This is a genomic window from Dactylosporangium sp. NPDC005555 (assembly GCF_040605635.1).
Lineage (GTDB): Bacteria > Actinomycetota > Actinomycetes > Mycobacteriales > Micromonosporaceae > Dactylosporangium.
This window is the reverse complement of the sequence record NZ_JBEXDG010000037.1, coordinates 42,014-60,450: the sequence shown is the minus strand read 5'-3', so window position 1 is coordinate 60,450 and position 18,437 is coordinate 42,014. Positions and strand designations below refer to the sequence as shown.

Annotated in this window: 18 protein-coding genes and 1 pseudogene; 7 read left to right on the top strand and 12 right to left on the bottom strand. The window is 70.4% G+C overall.

Annotated elements, in window-relative coordinates:
• Positions 1–17: 17 nt before the first annotated feature.
• Positions 18–791, top strand: coding sequence for a caspase family protein (locus ABZS58_RS33200; protein WP_354787191.1), 774 nt, complete (start codon positions 18–20; stop codon positions 789–791).
• Positions 792–2,349: 1,558 nt separating this feature from the next.
• Here ABZS58_RS33200 and ABZS58_RS33195 read toward each other — a convergent pair.
• Genes ABZS58_RS33195 through ABZS58_RS33185 form a run of 3 tightly spaced genes read right to left on the bottom strand, consistent with a single transcriptional unit; the run spans position 2,350 to position 5,282 of the window.
• Complete coding sequence (locus ABZS58_RS33195) at positions 2,350–4,263, bottom strand: ABC transporter ATP-binding protein (protein ID WP_354787190.1); 1,914 nt, start codon at positions 4,261–4,263, stop codon at positions 2,350–2,352.
• A gap of 57 nt (positions 4,264–4,320) precedes the next feature.
• Complete coding sequence (locus ABZS58_RS33190; protein WP_354787189.1) at positions 4,321–5,061, bottom strand: enoyl-CoA hydratase/isomerase family protein; 741 nt, start codon at positions 5,059–5,061, stop codon at positions 4,321–4,323.
• Positions 5,058–5,282: a helix-turn-helix domain-containing protein gene (locus ABZS58_RS33185; protein WP_033359767.1), complete on the bottom strand. Its 225-nt coding sequence runs from the start codon at positions 5,280–5,282 to the stop codon at positions 5,058–5,060. The genes ABZS58_RS33190 and ABZS58_RS33185 overlap by 4 nt, the downstream gene beginning before the upstream one ends.
• A 714-nt stretch (positions 5,283–5,996) precedes the next feature.
• On the opposite strand from ABZS58_RS33185, the gene ABZS58_RS33180 reads away from it, so the two are divergent.
• Positions 5,997–6,746, top strand: a complete 750-nt coding sequence (locus ABZS58_RS33180) for a hypothetical protein (protein WP_354787188.1) — start codon at positions 5,997–5,999, stop codon at positions 6,744–6,746.
• Here the strand turns inward: ABZS58_RS33180 and ABZS58_RS33175 are convergent, their stop codons facing one another.
• Positions 6,747–8,345, bottom strand: a complete 1,599-nt coding sequence (locus ABZS58_RS33175) for an ABC-F family ATP-binding cassette domain-containing protein (protein ID WP_354787187.1) — start codon at positions 8,343–8,345, stop codon at positions 6,747–6,749.
• A gap of 224 nt (positions 8,346–8,569) precedes the next feature.
• Here ABZS58_RS33175 and ABZS58_RS33170 point away from each other — a divergent pair, with 224 nt between their 5' ends.
• The 5 genes from ABZS58_RS33170 to ABZS58_RS33150 all read left to right on the top strand — a co-directional run bounded on the left by ABZS58_RS33170 (position 8,570) and on the right by ABZS58_RS33150 (position 11,997).
• Positions 8,570–9,523, top strand: a complete 954-nt coding sequence (locus ABZS58_RS33170) for a neutral zinc metallopeptidase (protein ID WP_354787186.1) — start codon at positions 8,570–8,572, stop codon at positions 9,521–9,523.
• A 2-nt stretch (positions 9,524–9,525) separates the two neighbouring features.
• Positions 9,526–10,185: a DNA alkylation repair protein gene (locus tag ABZS58_RS33165; protein WP_354787185.1), complete on the top strand. Its 660-nt coding sequence runs from the start codon at positions 9,526–9,528 to the stop codon at positions 10,183–10,185.
• Positions 10,186–10,324: 139 nt separating this feature from the next.
• A complete protein-coding gene (locus ABZS58_RS33160) occupies positions 10,325–10,924 on the top strand; it encodes a LysE family transporter (protein ID WP_354787227.1) in 600 nt (199 codons plus the stop codon).
• Positions 10,925–10,954: 30 nt separating this feature from the next.
• On the top strand, positions 10,955–11,452 hold the full coding sequence (locus ABZS58_RS33155; RefSeq protein ID WP_354787184.1) for a sigma-70 family RNA polymerase sigma factor: 498 nt from the start codon (positions 10,955–10,957) through the stop codon (positions 11,450–11,452).
• On the top strand, positions 11,449–11,997 hold the full coding sequence (locus ABZS58_RS33150) for a permease-like cell division protein FtsX (protein WP_354787183.1): 549 nt from the start codon (positions 11,449–11,451) through the stop codon (positions 11,995–11,997). The genes ABZS58_RS33155 and ABZS58_RS33150 overlap by 4 nt, the downstream gene beginning before the upstream one ends.
• Here ABZS58_RS33150 and ABZS58_RS33145 read toward each other — a convergent pair.
• The 8 genes and pseudogenes from ABZS58_RS33145 to ABZS58_RS33110 all read right to left on the bottom strand — a co-directional run.
• Positions 11,994–12,308, bottom strand: a pseudogene (locus ABZS58_RS33145) (metal-sulfur cluster assembly factor); the annotation flags it as partial. The gene ABZS58_RS33150 and the pseudogene ABZS58_RS33145 sit on opposite strands and share 4 nt — an antisense overlap.
• Positions 12,309–12,316: 8 nt before the next feature.
• Positions 12,317–12,766 carry a Fe-S cluster assembly sulfur transfer protein SufU gene (sufU, locus tag ABZS58_RS33140; RefSeq protein WP_354787182.1) on the bottom strand — a complete coding sequence of 150 codons (450 nt, stop codon included), beginning with the start codon at positions 12,764–12,766 and terminating at the stop codon, positions 12,317–12,319.
• Positions 12,763–14,010 (bottom strand): cysteine desulfurase, encoded by a 1,248-nt coding sequence (locus ABZS58_RS33135; RefSeq protein ID WP_354787181.1) that lies wholly within the window; start codon positions 14,008–14,010, stop codon positions 12,763–12,765. Before ABZS58_RS33135 ends, sufU begins: the two co-directional genes overlap by 4 nt.
• A 7-nt stretch (positions 14,011–14,017) precedes the next feature.
• On the bottom strand, positions 14,018–14,794 hold the full coding sequence (sufC, locus tag ABZS58_RS33130; RefSeq protein WP_354787180.1) for a Fe-S cluster assembly ATPase SufC: 777 nt from the start codon (positions 14,792–14,794) through the stop codon (positions 14,018–14,020).
• The gene (locus ABZS58_RS33125) at positions 14,791–15,117 is read right to left on the bottom strand and encodes a non-heme iron oxygenase ferredoxin subunit (RefSeq protein ID WP_354787179.1); all 327 of its coding nucleotides are present in this window, start codon (positions 15,115–15,117) and stop codon (positions 14,791–14,793) included. Before ABZS58_RS33125 ends, sufC begins: the two co-directional genes overlap by 4 nt.
• A complete protein-coding gene (sufD, locus tag ABZS58_RS33120) occupies positions 15,114–16,256 on the bottom strand; it encodes a Fe-S cluster assembly protein SufD (protein WP_354787178.1) in 1,143 nt (380 codons plus the stop codon). Before sufD ends, ABZS58_RS33125 begins: the two co-directional genes overlap by 4 nt.
• Positions 16,253–17,659 (bottom strand): Fe-S cluster assembly protein SufB, encoded by a 1,407-nt coding sequence (gene sufB / locus ABZS58_RS33115; protein WP_354787177.1) that lies wholly within the window; start codon positions 17,657–17,659, stop codon positions 16,253–16,255. Before sufB ends, sufD begins: the two co-directional genes overlap by 4 nt.
• A complete protein-coding gene (locus ABZS58_RS33110; protein ID WP_354787226.1) occupies positions 17,656–18,372 on the bottom strand; it encodes an ArsR family transcriptional regulator in 717 nt (238 codons plus the stop codon). The genes sufB and ABZS58_RS33110 overlap by 4 nt, the downstream gene beginning before the upstream one ends.
• Positions 18,373–18,437: the final 65 nt, after the last annotated feature.

Here is an 18,437-nt window from a genome sequence, read left to right as displayed (position 1 = left end):
ATTCACGGGGGTACATCATGAAACTCGCGCTCTGCGTCGGCATCAACGACTACCCGGGCGTCTCGAACGACCTCTACGGCTGCCGCAACGACGCCGCGGACTGGACGGCGGCGCTCGCCGCCCGCGGTTTCGAGGTCCGCACGCTGCTCGACAGCGCCGCCTCGGGTCTTGCGATCCGCACCGGCATCACCGACCTGCTCGGCCGCGCCTCGGCCGGCGACGCGGTGGTCATCACGTACTCGGGGCACGGCACCTGGGTCCCCGACCTCGACGGCGACGAACCCGACCACCGCGACGAGGCGATCTGCCCGCACGACATCGCCGCCAACGGGCCGCTGCTCGACGACGAGCTCTTCACGCTGTTCGCCACCGCCGCGCCGGGCGTCCGCACCGTGCTCATCTCCGACTCGTGCCACTCCGGGACCCTGACCCGGCTGAGCCGCCCGCTGGGCGACAGCCGCTGCTCGAGCCGCTTCCTGGCGCCGTCGTCGTTCCTGCCCGCCGGGTCGCTCGGCGGCGGAGCTCGTTTCCGTGGGGCGCGGCCCCGCTCGGCCGCGCTGCTGCTGGCCGCGTGCCGGGACACCGAGTACTCGTACGACGCCACGTTCGCGGGCCGCCCCAACGGCGCGTTCACGTATGTGGCGCTGGCCGCCCTCGCCGACCTGCCGACCGGCGCCACGTACCGGGACTGGCTCAGGGCCATCAGGGCGCAGCTGCCGAGCCAGAACTACCCGCAGACCCCCGCCCTGCAGGCAAGCGCCGCACAGCACGCCTGGCCGGTGCTCGCCTGACCTTTCCCGTTCCACAAAGCAGTGACGTACAACACATTTCCAAATACCATTCCGTCCGCTTGCCACCCTTGAGCGCGCATTGACCAATGTCGACGTACGGCGGGGCCGGGCGGTGGTTGTCGCGCAGTTGTCCGGATGGGCGGCGCGGTGCTTTTGTCGGCCAATCGCGCCGAACGTCCGGACACGCCGCACCCGCACTACTTCCCGCTCCCCGGCCACGGAGCCCCCCAACGGCTTGGCCGTCCCGGGTCCGGCTCCGCGATGCGCCCGGGTAGAGGTCGGCCCCGGGCCGGCTCTTCGGCGGTGTTGACAGCACGCCTGGCTCGAGCGAGCCCGACGCCGAGGCGCCAGATGACCACGGCCCGCCCGGAACACGGAGAAAACGGAACTTCGCACGGGTGGCGACATGGGTCGGCGACCTCGCGGAACCGCCCGGCGAGGACCGCGACAATGCGGGCGTACCGGACACGAACCGCATCGACGTCGAGCCGGTGGCGTCGAGGCCGAACACGCGGCGGGCAGGGCAGCGTCCACGGCGGCCGGGGCTTGAGCACGGGTCGCGCGAAGCCGCCGGGCGGTCGTGTCCACGTCGGTGGTGTACGAGCGGCGCCGTCCCCACCGCCACACGACGCCCCGGATTCGTCATGCGGTCGAACCAGCCGGCCCGAAGATCACCGTCCGAACCGTGGTACTCCCCGGTCCAGTCATCGACACTGACCCATTTCCCATGATCCGGAAGACTTTGTGTCGCTATAGCAGCACAAAGTATTCCGGATCATCCAGAACCCCACCGAACCATTGCAGACCACGCAAGCGCACGTTCGCCCGGCTGAGAGGGTTCGCGTGCGGCCCACCCGCCGCCGGGCGGCGCGGCGACCGTGACCACCGCGCCCGAACTGGCGTCCCCGCCGTCCCCGCATCGCCGCCGAGGCACCCGTCGTCCAGCGCACCACCACCCACGACTCCAGCAGGCGCGGCCAGACCGGAGCCCCTGTCCTCACTGATCGCCCACCAGAGACGCAGGGCGACGACGACCTCGAGACCGACGGGCCGCACGGCCGTCGTGGTGCCACTCGTACACCGCCGAGGCGGACGTGACCGAGCCGACGGCAGGCGCAGACCGACCGCGCCGAGCGGGGCAGCGGCAAAGGCCACGGCACACCGCCCGAACCGAAGGCGGGCAAAGGAAGACCACGCGGCCGGCAACGGCGTCAGCCACGACGGGGACTACGGTCGGGGCAAGCCCGCGACCAGCAACAAGGCGAGCCAGCAGCCGACCGGAGGCGGAGCCAGGTCGTGGGGGAAGCACACGAACCACACGGTCGGCCCGGCGAAACCAACGACGGGCACAGACCGGCCACGCCGGAACAGGGCAGCGGCAAAGGGCCGCGGCACGCCTGACGGAGCCCTAGGTGGGCGGCAAGCAGCAGCACACGGCCGAGGGGGACGGCGTCAGCCATGACGGGCCAGGGCGGAGCACGCGATCCGTCACAGGGTATTCACAGGGTATTCGGTGCGGAGACCGAGTCCCCGGCGGGTCGGTGGCGGGTCGGCGGGGTTACGGGATCGGGGTCGGCACGGGATCGGGGGGTGGGGTGTCGGCGAGGGCGAACTGGGTCCTGTACAGCTCCGCATACAGCCCGCCGGACGTGATCAGGGTGTCGTGGGTGCCTTGCTCGACGAGGCGGCCGGCATCGAGGACGAGGATCTGGTCGGCGGCGCGGATGGTGGAGAGGCGGTGGGCGATGACGAGGGCGGTGCGGCCGACGAGGGCCTCGGCGAGGGCGCGCTGGACGGCGGCTTCGGACTCGGAGTCGAGGTGGGCGGTGGCCTCGTCGAGGATGACGATGGAGGGGGCGCGGAGCAGGAGGCGGGCGATGGCGATGCGTTGCTTCTCGCCGCCGGAGAAGCGGTAGCCACGCTCGCCGACGACGGTCTCGAGGCCGTCGGGGAGGGACTCGACGAGGGGGGCGACCTGGGCGCGGCGCAGGGCGGTCCAGAGCTCGGCGTCGGTGGCGCCGGGCTTCGCGTAGCGCAGGTTTTCGGCGATGGTCTCGTGGAAGAGGTGGGAGTCCTGGGTGACGACGCCGATGGTGTCGCGCAGGGACTGCAGGGTGGCGTCGCGGACGTCGACGTCGCCGACGAGGACGGTGCCGCCGGTGGTGTCGTAGACGCGCGGGACGAGCATGGCGGTGGTGGACTTGCCGGCGCCCGAGGGGCCGACGAGGGCGACCATCCGGCCCGGCTCGACGGTGAACGAGATGCCCTTGAGGACCTCGTCGGTGACGGTGCGGTCCAGCGACGTGACGTCCTCCAGGGACGCGAGGGAGACCTCGGCGGCGCTCGGATAGCGGAAGCGGACGTCGCGGAACTCGACCTTCGCGGCGCCGGGTGGCAGGGGGCGGGCGTCGGGGCGCTCGGCGATGCCGGGGGCGAGGTCGAGGACCTCGAAGACGCGCTCGAAGGAGACGAGGGCGCTCATCACGTCGACCCGGACGTTGGACAGCGCGGTCAGCGGACCATAGAGCCGGGTGAGCAGCAGCGCGAGGGTCACGACAGTGCCGGCGGTGATGCGGCCGTGGACGGCGAACCAGCCGCCGAGCCCGTAGGTCAGCGCCTGGGCGAGGGACGCGACGAGCAGCATGCTGACGAAGAACACGCGGCTGTACATCGCGGACTGGATGCCGATGTCGCGGACCCGGCCGGCCCGGTCGGCGAAGCGGGCCGCCTCGGTCTCCGGGCGGCCGAACAGCTTGACGAGCAGGGCGCCGGCGACGCCGAAGCGCTCGGTCATCGTGGCATTCATGGTGGCGTCGAGCTGATACCCCTCGCGGGTGATCGCGGCGAGCCGCCGGCCGACGCGGCGGGCCGGGAGGATGAAGACCGGCAGCATGGCCAGCGACAGCAGGGTCACCTGCCAGGACAGGGTGAGCATCACGGCGGCGGTGAGGACGAGCTGGATGACGTTGCTGACGACGCCGGACAGGGTCGAGGTGAACGCCCGCTGGGCGCCCTGGACGTCGTTGTTGAGTCGGCTGACCAGCGCGCCGGTCTGCGTGCGGGTGAAGAACTGCAGCGGCATGTGCTGCACGTGACCGTAGACCTGGGTGCGCAGCGACAGGATGATGCCCTCGCCGATGCGGGCGGAATACCACCGCTGGACCAGCGACAGCAGCGCGTCGACGACGGCGAGCGCGCCGATGAGCAGCGCGACCCGCACGACGGCCGTGCCGGCGTCGGGGCCGCCGGCATTGATCTTGTTGATGACGTCGCCGGCGAAATATGGCGTGGCGACGCCGATGGCCGCGCCGAGCACGACGGTGACCAGGAAGACGCTGATGTCACCGCGATAGGGCCGGGCGAAGGCGAGGATCCGCTTGCCCGTGCCGCGGGCCAGGCGTTTGCCGGCCAGCTCGTCGGCCTTGCGCAGGGAGCGCAGCGTTTCCCAGCCCGCCATGCCGCTCGGCGTCATCGAAGAACCCCCCGGTCGGAAACCTGAAGCCCAAGCATGCCCGGGGGGTACGACAAATTATTCGCCCAGGCCCGCCAGATCCTGGATCCGGCGCACCTGCGCGGCCCGCTCGACGGCCTCCTGCTCGGCGAAGGTGTGTCCACCGGCCGCCGCGATCAGGGCCTTGATCTCCACGACCGCGTCCCTGGAGCCGGCGAGCACCGCGGCCGTCAGGTCCGACACCGCGTCGGACAGCGTCGCGGCCGGCACCACCACGTTGGCGAGGCCGATCTGCGACGCCTCCGAGGCGAGGACGCGCCGGCCGGTGACGCACAGCTCCAGGGCCCGCGCGTAACCGACCAGCTCGACGAGCCGCTTCGTGCCGCCGAGGTCCGGGACGAGCCCGAGCGAGACCTCGGCCATGCAGAACTTGACGTCCTCGGCCGCGACCCGGAAGTCGCAGGCGAGGGCGAGCTGGAAGCCGGCACCGATGGCGTGGCCGTGGACCGCCGCGATCGAGATGAGTGACGGCTGTCGCAGCCAGGCGAACGCCTCCTGGTATTGCGCGATCTGCGCTTCGGAGACGCCGCCGAGGATCGACGCGGCGACCGAGGTGTCGAGCCCGGCTGAGAAGGCCCGCCCTGAGCCGCGCACGACGACCACCCGCACGTCGCCCGGCAGTGACCGGCCGAACGTCCGGAGGTCGGCCCACAACGCGGGGGTCTGCGCATTGAGGACCTCGGGCCGGTCCAACGTCACCGTCGCGACCGGCCCTTCGACGTCGAAACGCACTTCTCCCGACGTGGGAGCGGCGTTCACGCCTTCTTGCGGCGCCGGGCACCGCCACGCTGACGAAGCTGAACGCCAGATTCGGTCAGCACCCGGTGCACGAATCCATAGGAACGACCGGTGGAAGCGGCGAGCGCGCGGATACTCTCACCGTTGGTGTACCGCTTCACGAGGTCCTTCGCCAGTGTCTGCCTTTCGGCGCCGACGATCCGGCGACCCTTCTCGGTGCTGGTGGTGGCGGTGGCTGCCATGCTGATCCCTCACGTCCCAGACAGAGCGGTTGGTGCGGTCCCACCTATTAGACCGCCTCGAACGATCATGCGCTAGATATCGACGGCACGCCAACCGACACGCACAGCATTGTCGCCTACCCGATACCGTGATGCGCCGTGATGAGCGAACCCCCCACCGACCGGCCGTGGACTGCGCATCGTGAGCGTCGCGATGCGCTCCGTTGGGTTGTCCTCGCCCTGCTCGGGCTCGCGATCGCCGCGCTCGCGGTGCAGCTCGACGCGCGTCTCGGCACCGCGAGCGCCCCCTTCCTCGGCAGGTACAAGATCAGGGTCGGACCGGGCAGCGTGCTGGCGCCACTGGTGGCCGCGGCAGTACTGTGGTCTGCGTCACACGAGCCCCGGAGGCCGCGATCCTGGCGAAAAATTCAGCTATTCGGGTACACCGCCGGCCTGACGTGGGCTATCGCTTTGGCGCTTGTCGATGGCTGGTCGGGTCTTACGAAAGCTCTGGGTTCACCGGAGGAATATCTGGGCGACGTTAGGCGGGTCGGTGCCGATCCCCTCGCATACCTCAGACATTTCACGGCCGACGCGGCGACCCACTCGGTCGCCTCCCGGGGGCATCCGCCGGGCCCTGTCCTGTTTTTGTGGCTGGCCGACCAAATCGGTGTCGACAACCACGTCGTCCTCGGATTCCTGATCACCGCTCTATCGGCGCTGACGATTCCGTTGGTGTTGTCGGCGGTACGCGACTCGGTCGGCGAGGCGGCCGCACGGCGGTACCTGCCGGTGCTCGTCCTCGCCCCGTACGCGATCTGGGTGGCCGTGAGCCTCGACGGCCTGGTGGCGACCCTCGGCGCGGCCGCGATCGTGGCCGGCCTGCGGGCAAGTCGCACCGAGGTCCGGAAAAGGGCGGCATGGGCGCTGGCGGCCGGCCTGCTCATCGGCATCGCCGCCCTGTTCTCGTACTCCGCGCCGTGGCTGGGCCTGTCGATCGTGTTCATCTACTTCGCCAGGCGGCGGGCGTTCCTCAACGTCGTGACGGGCGTCGGCGCGCTCGCGCCCGTGCTCGGGGCGCAGCTGCTCGGCTTCGGATGGGCCGACGGCCTGGTCGCCGCGGAGACCGACTACGCGAGCCGGGTCGCGCCCTACCGGTCGGTGCTGTGGTGGAGCGCGATCAGCGTCGTCGTGCTGCTCCTGGCGACCGGCCCGGCGATCGTCGCCAGCGCCCGCAAACTGCGCAACACGGCCGCCTGGCCGTTCCTGGTGGGCGCGGGGGCGGCCGTGGTGTTCTCGATCGCGGCGGGCCTGGCCCGGGGCGGTGTCGAGCACGCCTGGCTGCCGTTCTTCCCCTGGCTCACGGTCGCCGCCGTCGCGCCCGAGAAACCGGGCGGCGAGCCGCCCCCGACCCCGCTGCTGCTCACGGCGGTAGGGGCGGCGCTGGCCGTCGTCATCGAAGCGCTGCTGATCACACCCTGGTGATCAGGCGAGCTCGACCAGCTCGAGAAGGTCGTCGCTCCACGCGTCCTCCACGCCGTCCGGCAGGAGGATCGCGCGGTCCGGCTTGAGCGCGGTCACCGCGCCGGGGTCGTGCGTGACCAGCACGATCGCCCCGGGGTAGCGCGCGATCGCGTCCAGGACCTGCTCGCGGCTGATCGGGTCGAGGTTGTTGGTCGGCTCGTCGAGCAGCAGCACGTTGGCGCCGGAGCAGACCAGGGTCGCCAGAGCGAGCCGGGTCTTCTCGCCGCCGGAGAGGACCCCGGCGGGCTTGTCGACGTCGTCGCCGGTGAACAGGAACGCGCCGAGGATCTTGCGCAGCTCGGTGTCGTTCTGGTCCGGGGCGGCGGAGCGCATCAGCTCCAGGATCGTCCGGTCGACGTCGAGCTGCTCGTGCTCCTGGGCGTAGTAGCCGCGCTGCAGGCCGTGCCCGGCGTGCACCGCACCGGTGTCGGGCTCCAGCTCACCGGCGAGCATCCGCAGCAGCGTGGTCTTGCCGGCGCCGTTGAGCCCCAGGATCGCGACCCGGGAGCCGCGGTCGACGGCCACGTCGACGTCCATGAAGATCTCGAGCGACCCGTACGTCTTGGAGAGCCCGGAAGCGGTCAGCGGGGTCTTGCCGCACGGCTTCGGGTTGGGGAAGCGGACCTTCGCGACCTTGTCGGAGACGCGGACCTCTTCGAGGTCGCCCAGCATCCGCTCGGCGCGGCGGGCCATGTTCTGCGCGGCGATGGTCTTGGTGGCCTTGGCCCGCATCTTGTCGGCCTGGGCGAAGAGCGCACCGGCCTTCTTCTCCGCGTTGGCGCGCTCCCGCTTGCGGCGCTTCTCGTCGGTCTCGCGCTGCTGCTGGTACAGCTTCCAGTTCAGGTTGTAGAAGTCGATCGTGGCGCGGTTGGCGTCGAGATACCACACCTTGTTGACGATCGCGTCGAGCATCTCCACGTCGTGGGAGATCACGACCAGGCCGCCCTTGTGGCTGGACAGGAAGTTGCGCAGCCAGGCGATGGAGTCGGCGTCGAGGTGGTTGGTCGGCTCGTCGAGCAGCAGGATGCCGCCGCCGGTCGCCGCCGCGTCGCGGAACAGGATGCGGGCCAGCTCGATGCGGCGCCGCTGACCGCCGGACAGGGTGCCGATGGTCTGCGCGAGGACCCGGTCGGGCAGGCCCAGGTTGGCGCAGATGCGGGCGGCCTCGGCCTCGGCCGCGTAGCCGCCCAGGCCGGCGAACTGGTCCTCGAGCTGCCCATACCGCCGGATCAGCCGCTCATCGTCGCCGAGCCGCTCCTCGAGGGCCTTCATCTCGGCATAGATGGTGTCCAGCCCGCGCGCGGACAGGACCCGGTCGCGGGCGGTCACCTCCAGGTCGCCGGTGCGCGGGTCCTGTGGCAGATAGCCGACGGGGCCGCGGCGGTCGACAGCGCCCGCGTGCGGGGTGCCCTCGCCCGCGAGGACCTTGAGGGTGGTGGTCTTGCCCGCGCCGTTGCGGCCGACGAGACCGATGCGGTCGCCGGGCTGGATGCGCAGGCTGATGTCGCTGAGGAGGATGCGCGCACCCGCGCGCAGCTCAAGACCCGTGGTCGTGATCACAGGAAGGACTCGCTCTCGCAATATTCAAGGGAAAGATGGACAGACTCCTGGTGCTGGACCGGGGGTCACTCCCTCTGGGTGCGAGGCGCAAAAGTCACCGGCATATCCTACCGTGCGCACCGGCCGAAGCCGCCACACGATTACGTCACAAGATCATCGGGTACCGCTCGGAGCAGACACCGGTCGATCCCCCGCGAAGGTCCCCCCGTAAAAAGAGGTGTGCCATGGAGTTCAACGACGATGCCGATCTCGACAGCAGCCAGGTCAACGACCGGCGCGGGTCGACCAGTGGTGGCGGCGGTGGCGGTGGTGGCCTCGGCGGCATCCCGATCCCGATCCCCGGCGGCGGGGGCGGCAAGATGGGCCTCATCATCACGCTGATCGTCCTTGCCCTGGTCGTCTGCGGCGGCGGTGGCCTCTTCGGCAGCGGCATGCTCGGCGGCGGTGGTGGTGGCGGCGACCAGCAGGCCGACAACTCCGACATCGACAAGCGCTGCGACAAGTCCAACAAGGACCGCTTCAACGACGTCGACTGCCGCAACCTGCTCTACATCAACTCCGTCCAGGCGTACTGGAAGACCGAGCTGCCCACGGCGTTCGGCAAGCAGTACCAGCAGGCCAAGACGAACTACTTCAACGGCGCCGTCAACACCGGCTGCGGCCAGGCGGACTCCGGCGTCGGCCCGTTCTACTGCCCGGCGGACAGCCAGGTCTACATCGACCTCACGTTCTACAACGAGCTGTCCAGCCGCTTCGGCGCCAAGGGCGAGTTCGCCGCGCCGTACGTCATCGCGCACGAGTACGGCCACCACATCCAGAACCTGCTCGGCACCAACGCCAAGGTCCAGCAGGGCGACACCGGCCCCACCTCGGGTTCGGTGCGTCTGGAGCTGCAGGCCGACTGCTACGCCGGCACCTGGGCCTCCCACGCCACGGAGACCAAGGACAAGGAGGGCGACGCCGTCCTCTTCAAGTCGATCACGCAGAAGGACATCGACGAGGCGATCGAGGCGGCCGAGGCGATCGGCGACGACACGATCCAGAAGAAGTCCGGCGGCGGCGTCAACCCCGACGGCTTCACCCACGGCACGTCCGCGCAGCGCAAGAAGTGGTTCTCGCAGGGCTTCAGCAAGGGCGACCCGAAGACGTGCGACACCTTCGCCACCAACAACCTGTAAGCGTGCGGCTGATCGAGGACCTCGCCGCGGTCTACCGGGACCACCAGGATCCCGGTAAGGCCGCGGCGATGCGCGCCTACATGCGCGACCAGTTCGACTTCTTCGGCATTGCGTCGCCGGTACGGCGAAAGCTCGACAAACCGTTCCGCGACGCCGCCGATCCGCTCCGCCTGGCCCAGGAGTGCTGGGCCAGGCCCGAGCGGGAGTTCCAGTACTTCGCCTGCGACCTGCTGACCAGGCACGCGAAACGCCTCGAAGACCCGTTGCCGGTGCTGCGCACCCTCATCACGACCAAGCCGTGGTGGGACACCGTCGACGCCCTCGCCGCCAACGTCGTGGGCCCGGTCGTCCGCGAGGACCAGACCCCGATGGACGCCTGGATCGAGGACCCCGACCTGTGGGTGGCACGGACCGCGATCCTGCACCAGCTGCGGTACCGCGCCGCGACCGACCCCGCCAGGCTCTTCTCGTACAGCAGCCGATGGAAGCACGAGCAGGATTTCTTCATCCGCAAGGCCATCGGCTGGGCTCTGCGCGAATACGCGAAGACCGATCCGGAAGCGGTGCGCGACTTCGTCACGACACATCCGGACCTGTCCGGACTGTCCAAGCGGGAGGCGCTGAAGAATATCGGTCGCGGCGACGAGCCCCCGTCGGCATGATGCACGCCATGAGCCGACACCTGATGCCAGTCCCCGCCGGATCCGGCGAGCGGACGGCGCGACAGACCGGCCTCCCGACAGAAGCGAGCCGCAAGCAGCAGTCGTGAGCCCCGGCATCGGCGAGGTCGTCCTGGAGGGGATGCTCGCCGGCTACGGGGTCGCGGTCCCGGTCGGCGCGATCGGCGCCCTGATCGCCGGCCTCGCCGCCCGCACCGGCTGGCGGACCGGTGCCGCCGCCGCGCTGGGCGTCGCCACCGCCGACGGGATCTACGCGGTCGTCGCGGTCCTCGGCGGCGCGGCCCTCGCGGGGCTCATCGCGCCGGTTTCCGCTCCCCTGCGTTGGATCGCCGCCGGTGTACTGGTGGCCCTCGCCGTCAAGACCGCCACCGACGCGTTGCGGCGCCGCGGTGACCCCGCCGACGCGAAGGCCGCCGACGGACGGATGGCCCGCCCCACCGGGGCCTACTTCGCGCTGCTCGGCCTCACCCTGCTCAACCCGGCGACGATCGTCTACTTCGGCGCGCTCGTGCTCGGACGGCGCGCCGACGACGGGCTGTCCGCGGCCGGCGAGGCGGTCTGGGTCGCGGCGGCGTTCGTGGCGTCGGCGAGCTGGCAGCTGCTGATCGCCGGCGGCGGCACCCTGCTCGGCAAGGTCCTCACCGGCCCGCGCGGCAGGCTGTGGACGGCGCTGACCTCCAGCGCGGTGATCACCGTCCTCGCCGTCATCCTTGTCGTGTGACCTTCGAGCGGGCCCGCGCGTGATGTGTGCATGAGGGATGCCGATGGCTTCGCCGAGTGTTACGCGCTGCAGTTCCGGCAGATCGCCGCGCAGCTGAGCGTGTACCTCGGCGACCTGGACGAGGCCCGGGACCTGACCCAGGAGGCGTTCACGCGCGCCTGGCAGCGCTGGGACCGGATCAGCCGCTACGAGGAGCCCGCCACCTGGATCCGCCGGGTGGCGTGGAACCTTGCCACGTCGCGGCTGCGCCGGCTGCGGGTCGCGCTGCGCCACCAGCGCTCCACCAGGACGGAGGTGGTGCAAGGCCCTGAGGTGCACAGCGAGCACGGCGTGGCGATCCGCGACGCGCTCGCCGCGCTGCCCGACGGTCAACGCCGGGCCGTGGTCCTGCACTACCTGGTGGGGCTGCCGGTGGCGGAGATCGCCGAACTGTGCCGGATCAAGGAGGGCACGGTGCGCACCTGGCTGTACCGGGCCCGGCAGACCCTCGCGGGAACCCTGGACGACTTCCGAGAGGCACGCCGATGACACGAGACCTGCAGGACGCGCTCCGCGCGGAGTACGAGCTCGCCCACGACACCATCAGGCCCGAAGGGGTGGCCGCGGTCCGCTCCGGCGCGGCCCGCAAACGGCGCCGCAAGCTCCTCGCGGGGACGGCGGCCCTCGCGCTCGCCCTGGCCGGCGGCGCCGTCGCGTGGCGGCTGGCCCCGGGCGACGACCCGGCGCAGCAGGTGGCCGGCGGGGAATGCGACCGGCCCGGCGTCGACGTGTCGGTCTTCCTCAAGGTCGACATCACCGCCGAGCAGGAGGAGCGGCTGGAGCAGGCGCTGCGCGACTCCCCCGAGGTCTACTGCCTGGCCCACGTGAGCAGGGAGGCGGCCTGGGAGGACTTCAAGGTGAAGTTCAGCGACGCGCCGAAGCTCGTCGCGGCGACCAGGGCGGACTCGGTCGCCGCGTCGTTCCGCTTCAGGGTCGCCGAGCAGGACCAGGCCGGCACCGTCGAGCAGCGGCTCCACGCCGTCGAAGGAATCTCCGACTACATCTGCCAACGGTGCCGGCCCCGGCCCAGCTAAACGTTGAAGCCGAGGGCCCGCAGCTGGTCGCGGCCCTCGTCACTGATCTTGTCCGGCCCCCACGGCGGCAGCCACACCCAGTTGATCCGGATGTCGTTGACCAGGCCGCCGCCCGGTCCGGTGCACAGCGCCTGGCGGGTCTGGTCCTCGATGACGTCGGTCAGCGGGCACGCCGCGGACGTCAGTGTCATGTCGAGGGTCGCGACGTTCTCCTCGTCGACGTGGATGCCGTACACGAGGCCAAGGTCCACGACGTTGATCCCCAGCTCGGGGTCGACGACGTCCTTCATCGCCTCTTCGATGTCGGCGAGCACCGCGGTCATGCGTTCTCCTCGTTCGGGACGGCCCGGCTGAGCGCGTCCTTGTAAGCCATCCACGGCAGCAGCGCGCACTTGACGCGAGCAGGGTATTTCGCGACGCCCGCGAACGCCACCGCGTCCTCCAGCACCGCCTCGTCCGGCTCGACCTGGCCCCGGCCGCCCATCAGCTCGGCGAACGCCTCGTGCCGGCGCAGCGACTCCTCGACGGTGCCGCCCTTGAGCAGCTCGTGCAGCACGCTCGCGGAGGCCTGGCTGATCGAGCAGCCCATGCCCTCGTAGGAGACGTCGGCGACGGTGCCGTCCTTGATCGAGACGCGGAGGGTCACCTCGTCACCGCAGGTCGGGTTGACGTGGTGGGCCTCCGCGTCGAACGGCTCGCGCAGCCCACGGCCGTGCGGCCGCTTGTAGTGGTCCAGGATGATCTCCTGGTAGAGCTGGTCGAGCTTCATGCGAAGACCTTCCGCACCCGCTCGAGCCCCCGGACGAGCCCGTCGATCTCGCCGGTCGTCGTGTACAGGTAGAACGACGCCCGCGTGGTCGCCGGCACGCCGAAGCGGACACAGGTCGGCCGCGCGCAGTGATGCCCGACGCGGACCTGCACACCCTCGTCGTCGAGGATCTGCCCGACGTCGTGCGGGTGGATCCCGTCGACGGTGAAGGAGATCGTCGCGCCCCGGTCGGCGGTGTCGGTCGGGCCGATGACCCGCACGTCCGGCGTCGCCGCGAGGGCGTCGAGGGCGTAGGCGGTGAGGTGCTTCTCGTACTCCTGGATCGCGTCCATGCCGACGGTGCTCAGGTAGTCGACGGCCGCACCGAGACCGACCGCCTCGGCGATCGGCGGGGTGCCGGCCTCGAAGCGGGCGGGCGGGGGCATGAACGTCGAGCCGGTCATCGCGACCGTCTCGATCATCGAGCCGCCGCCGAGGAACGGGGGCATGGCGTCGAGCAGCTCGAAGCGGCCCCAGAGCCCGCCGATGCCGGTCGGGCCGAGCATCTTGTGGCCGGTGAACGCGACGAAGTCGGCGCCGAGCGCGGTCACGTCGACCGGGATGTGCGGCACCGACTGGGAGCCGTCCAGCAGCACCAGCGCGCCGACCTGCCGGGCCCGGGCGACGAGGACGTCGACGGGGTTGATCGTGCCGAGGATGTTGGAGTAGTGCACCACCGAGACGAGCTTGGTCCGCTCGTTGATCAGCTCGTCGAGCCGCGACAGGTCGAGCCTGCCGTCGTCGGTGAGGCCGAACCAGCGCAGCGTCGCGCCGGTGCGCTGCGCGAGCAGCTGCCACGGCACGATGTTGGAGTGGTGCTCCATCTCGGTGATGACGATCTCGTCGCCGGGCCCGATCCGCAGGCGAGGGTCATCGGAAACCGCCGTGAAGGCGTGCGCGACGAGGTTGATCGCCTCGGTCGAGTTCTTCGTGAAGACGATCTCGGCGGCGGTGCCGGCGCCGACGAACGCGGCGACCTTCTCGCGGGCGCCCTCGAACGCCTCGGTCGCCTCGGTGCCGAGCGTGTGCACGGACCGGGCGACGTTGGCGTTGTGCAGCTCATAGTGCTCCCGGACCGCGTCGATCACCTGGCGAGGCTTCTGCGACGTGTTCCCGGAGTCGAGGTAGACGAGAGGCTTGCCGTTGACCTCCCGATCGAGGATCGGGAAGTCCTTCCGTACGGCGTCGACATCCAGCGCGTTCATGATTCCCCTATGCGTGGGTCACGGGTTCCGCACCCGCCAGGTAGCGCTCGTAGCCTTCGGCCTCGAGCTGCTCGGCGAGTTCCGGCCCGCCCTCTTCGACGATGCGGCCACCGACGAAGACGTGGACCTGGTCGGGCTTGATGTACTTCAGGATCCGGGTCCAGTGGGTGATCAGCAGCAGACCGGTGTCACCGTTCTCACGGACCCGGCCGACGCCCTCACTGACCACGCGCAGCGCGTCGATGTCGAGGCCCGAGTCGGTCTCGTCGAGCACCGCGATCTTCGGCTTGAGCAGCTCCAGCTGCATGATCTCGTGGCGCTTCTTCTCGCCGCCGGAGAAGCCCTCGTTGACGTTGCGCTGGGCGAACGCCGGGTCCATGTGCAGCTTCTCCATGGCGCCGCGCAGCTCGCCGGCCCAGGTGCGCAGCTTGGGCGCCTCGCCGTCGATCGCGGTCTTCGCGGTGCGCAGGAAGTTGGCGACGGAGACGCCGGGCACCTCGACCGGGTGCTGCATGGCCAGGAACAGCCCGGCGCGGGCCCGCTCGTCGACGGTCATCGCGAGCACGTCCTGCCCGTCGAGGGTCATCGAGCCACCGGTGACCTCGTAGCGCGGGTGGCCGGCGATCGCATACGCCAGGGTGGACTTGCCGGAGCCGTTGGGGCCCATGATGGCGTGGGTCTCCCCCGCACGGACGGTCAGATCGACCCCGGCGAGGATCGGCTTCAGCTCGCCGTCGGGCAGCTTCACCGACACCTGCAGGTTGCTGATCTCCAGCGTGCTCACTTCGTCACTCCGTTACTGGGATTCAAGTCGATGTACACGTCGCCGTCGCGGATCTCGACGGGGTAGACCGGGACCGGTTCGGTCGCCGGCAGGCCGGTCGGCGCGCCGGTGCGCAGGTCGAAGCGCGAGCCGTGCAGCCAGCACTCCAGGGTGCAGCCCTCGACCTCGCCCTCCGACAGCGGGACCGCGGCGTGCGAGCACTCGTCGTAGACGGCGTAGAAGTTGTCGTCGTCGGCGTGGACGAGCGCGATCTCGGTCCCTTCGACCTCGACCTGCCGCACCGTCCCCTTCGCCACGTCGGCGACCGCGCAAACCTTGATCATGTGCCGGCCGCCTCGAGCCGCGCGTCGATGGCCTCGCCGAGGCGGTCGCGCAGCGACTCGACCGGGATCTTGTGCAGCAGCTCGGCGAAGAAGCCGCGGACCACGAGCTTGCGGGCCTGGTCGTCCGGGATGCCCCGGGACATCAGGTAGAACAGTTGCTCGTCGTCGAAGCGGCCGGTGGTGCTGGCGTGGCCGGCGCCGACGACCTCGCCGGTCTCGATCTCCAGGTTAGGCACCGAGTCGGCGCGCGCCCCGTCGGTCAGCACCAGATTGCGGTTGATCTCATATGTGCTGGTGCCGGTCGCCTCGGCCCGGATGAGCACGTCGCCTACCCACACCGTGTGCGAGTCCTGGCCCTGCAGCGCCCCCCGGTAGGAGACGAAGCTGCGGCAGTCCGGCACCGAGTGGTCGATCAGCAGCCGGTGCTCGATGTGCTGGCCGGCGTCGGCGAAGTAGAGGCCGAACGCGTCGATCTCGCCGCCGCGACCGGTGTAGTCGACGCTGGTGTACTGCCGCACGACGTCGCCGCCGAGGGTCACCTGGATGTGCGTGACCGCGGCGTCGCGGCCGAGCCGGAAGCGGAGGTGCTGCGCCTGGACGGCGTCGGCGTCCCAGTCGGTGACGGTGACCAGCGTGAGCCGGGCCGCGTCGCCGACGATCACCTCGACGTTGTCGGCGAGGGTGACCGTGCCGACCTGCTCCAGCACGACGGTCGCCTCGGCGAGCCGGCCGACCTCGACGACGGTGTGGCCGAACGCGACCTCCGTGCTCGAGCCGACGAGCCGCACCACGGCGGCGGTCTCCGGCACGGCGTCCGCCGCGACGGACACCAGAAGCGCCTCGGTCGCCGAGCCGGCGGCAAGGGCGCTGATCCGGTCGAACGGGGTCAGCGCCGAGCCGACCCGCGCGTCGCTGCGGTCGACGGTCGCGACGGCGACGCCCTCGGGCAGCTCACCGACCTCGACCTTCGGGGCGGTGCCACCGTCCGTCGCGAGTGCCGTCTGCAGGCCGCGCAGCCGCTTGAGCGGAGTGAAGCGCCACTCCTCCTCGCGCCCGGTGAGGGCGGGGAAGTCGGCGACGTCGAACGAACGGACCTGCTGCGCACGGGTCTTCGGTGGGACCAGAACAGGAGCGCTCATCCGACAGCGCCCTCCATCTGCAGCTCGATGAGCCGGTTGAGCTCCAACGCATACTCCATGGGAAGTTCCTTGGCGATCGGCTCGATGAAGCCGCGCACGATCATCGCCATCGCCTCGTCCTCGGTGAGGCCGCGGGACATCAGGTAGAACAGCTGGTCGTCGCTGATCTTCGAGACCGTCGCCTCGTGCCCCATCGACACGTCGTCCTCGCGGATGTCCACGTACGGATACGTGTCGGAGCGGGAGATCGTGTCGACGAGCAGCGCGTCGCACTTCACCGTCGAGCGGGAGTGGTGCGAGCCCTCCAGGATCTGGACCAGGCCGCGGTAGGAGGTGCGGCCGCCGCCACGGGCGATCGACTTCGACACGATGGTCGACGAGGTGTGCGGCGCGGCGTGCACCATCTTGGCGCCCGCGTCCTGGTGCTGGCCCTCGCCGGCCATCGCGACCGACAGGACCTCACCCTTGGCGTGCTCGCCCAGCATGTAGACCGCCGGGTACTTCATGGTGACCTTGGAGCCGAGGTTGCCGTCGATCCACTCCATGGTCGCGCCCTCGTGGCACACGGCGCGCTTGGTGACCAGGTTGTAGACGTTGGTCGACCAGTTCTGGATCGTGGTGTAGCGGCAGCGGGCGCCCTTCTTCACGACGATCTCCACGACCGCGGAGTGCAGCGAGTCGGAGGAGTAGATCGGCGCGGTGCAGCCCTCGACGTAGTGGACGTAGGCGTCCTCGTCGACGATGATCAGCGTCCGCTCGAACTGGCCCATGTTCTCGGTGTTGATCCGGAAGTAGGCCTGCAGCGGGATCTCCACCTTCACGCCCTTGGGCACGTAGATGAAGCTGCCGCCGGACCACACCGAGGTGTTGAGCGCGGCGAACTTGTTGTCGCCGACCGGGATCACGGTGCCGAAATACTCCTTGAACACGTCCTCGTGCTCGCGCAGCGCGGTGTCCGTGTCGAGGAAGATGACGCCCTGCTCCTCGAGATCCTCACGGATCTTGTGGTAGACGACCTCCGACTCGTACTGCGCGGCGACGCCGGCGACGAGGCGCTGCTTCTCCGCCTCGGGGATGCCGAGGCGGTCATAGGTCGCCTTGATGTCGTCGGGAAGGTCTTCCCAGCTCGCCGCCTGCTTCTCGGTCGAGCGGACGAAATACTTGATGTTGTCGAAGTCGATGTGCGACAGGTCCGCGCCCCAGGCCGGCATCGGCTTGCGGTCGAACAGACGCAGGCCCTTCAGGCGCAGGTCGAGCATCCACTGCGGCTCGCTCTTCTTCCCCGAGATGTCGCGCACGACGTCCTCGTTGAGGCCGCGGCGTGCCACGGCACCCGCGCTGTCCGAGTCGGCCCAGCCGTACTCGTACCGGCCGAGGCCGGCAAGCTGATCGGCAGTGGTCATCTCACGTTCCTTTGCCTATCGGGACGGGCGCCGGAGATCGGCGCCGGAATGTGGGTGGTGCAGATGCCATCGCCGTTGGCGATGGTCGCGAGACGCTGGACGTGCGTGCCGACCAGGCGGGAGATGACCTGGGTCTCGGCCTCGCACAACTGGGAGAACTCGGCGGCGACGTGCGCCACCGGGCAGTGGTGCTGGCACAGCTGGCCGCCGGTGGCGATGGTCGTCGCGCCGGCCGCATACCCCTCGGCGGTCAGTGCCTGGGCGAGCGCCTCGGCCCTGGCCAGGGGGTCGTCGCCGGCCTCGGCCATGGCCGCCTTGCAGCGCTCCTCCAGGCCGGCGACCTGCGCCATCGCGAACGCGGCCACCGCGGACTCGCCGTCGTGCTCGGCGATCCACCGCAGCGCGGACGTGGCCAGGTCGTCATAGGTGTGCGGCAGCGTCTCGCGGGCCGCCGCGGTCAGTGTGAAGACCTTCGCCGGCCGTCCCCTGCCGCGCCGGCCGCGGTCGGGCCGCTCCCGGCTCTCGACCAGGCCCTCGGCCAGCATGGCGTCGAGGTGCCGGCGGATCCCTGCCGCGCTCAGCCCGAGGGCGAGCCCCAGCTCGGTCGCCGTCGCCGACCCCTGCTGCAGCAGCAGCTCCGTGACCCGGTCACGGGTGCGCACATCGAGCGGCGGGCACGCGTCGGCGACGGCAGAGCTCTGCGCCACCTCCACGTTTTTCACAACACCAACGTTACGTAATTCACCCGACGCAGGCAAACCGCCCTGCGGGTGATCCA

Coding starts and splice junctions, on each gene's coding strand:
- ABZS58_RS33185 (WP_033359767.1), bottom strand. CDS start 5,282: ATGGCAGCCACCGCCACCACCAGCACCGAGAAGGGTCGCCGGATCGTC.
- ABZS58_RS33170 (WP_354787186.1), top strand. CDS start 8,570: ATGGAGTTCAACGACGATGCCGATCTCGACAGCAGCCAGGTCAACGAC.
- ABZS58_RS33160 (WP_354787227.1), top strand. CDS start 10,325: ATGCTCGCCGGCTACGGGGTCGCGGTCCCGGTCGGCGCGATCGGCGCC.
- ABZS58_RS33150 (WP_354787183.1), top strand. CDS start 11,449: ATGACACGAGACCTGCAGGACGCGCTCCGCGCGGAGTACGAGCTCGCC.
- sufB (WP_354787177.1), bottom strand. CDS start 17,659: ATGACCACTGCCGATCAGCTTGCCGGCCTCGGCCGGTACGAGTACGGC.
- ABZS58_RS33200 (WP_354787191.1), top strand. CDS start 18: ATGAAACTCGCGCTCTGCGTCGGCATCAACGACTACCCGGGCGTCTCG.
- ABZS58_RS33135 (WP_354787181.1), bottom strand. CDS start 14,010: ATGAACGCGCTGGATGTCGACGCCGTACGGAAGGACTTCCCGATCCTC.
- ABZS58_RS33155 (WP_354787184.1), top strand. CDS start 10,955: ATGAGGGATGCCGATGGCTTCGCCGAGTGTTACGCGCTGCAGTTCCGG.
- sufD (WP_354787178.1), bottom strand. CDS start 16,256: ATGAGCGCTCCTGTTCTGGTCCCACCGAAGACCCGTGCGCAGCAGGTC.
- sufU (WP_354787182.1), bottom strand. CDS start 12,766: ATGAAGCTCGACCAGCTCTACCAGGAGATCATCCTGGACCACTACAAG.
- ABZS58_RS33195 (WP_354787190.1), bottom strand. CDS start 4,263: ATGACGCCGAGCGGCATGGCGGGCTGGGAAACGCTGCGCTCCCTGCGC.
- ABZS58_RS33125 (WP_354787179.1), bottom strand. CDS start 15,117: ATGATCAAGGTTTGCGCGGTCGCCGACGTGGCGAAGGGGACGGTGCGG.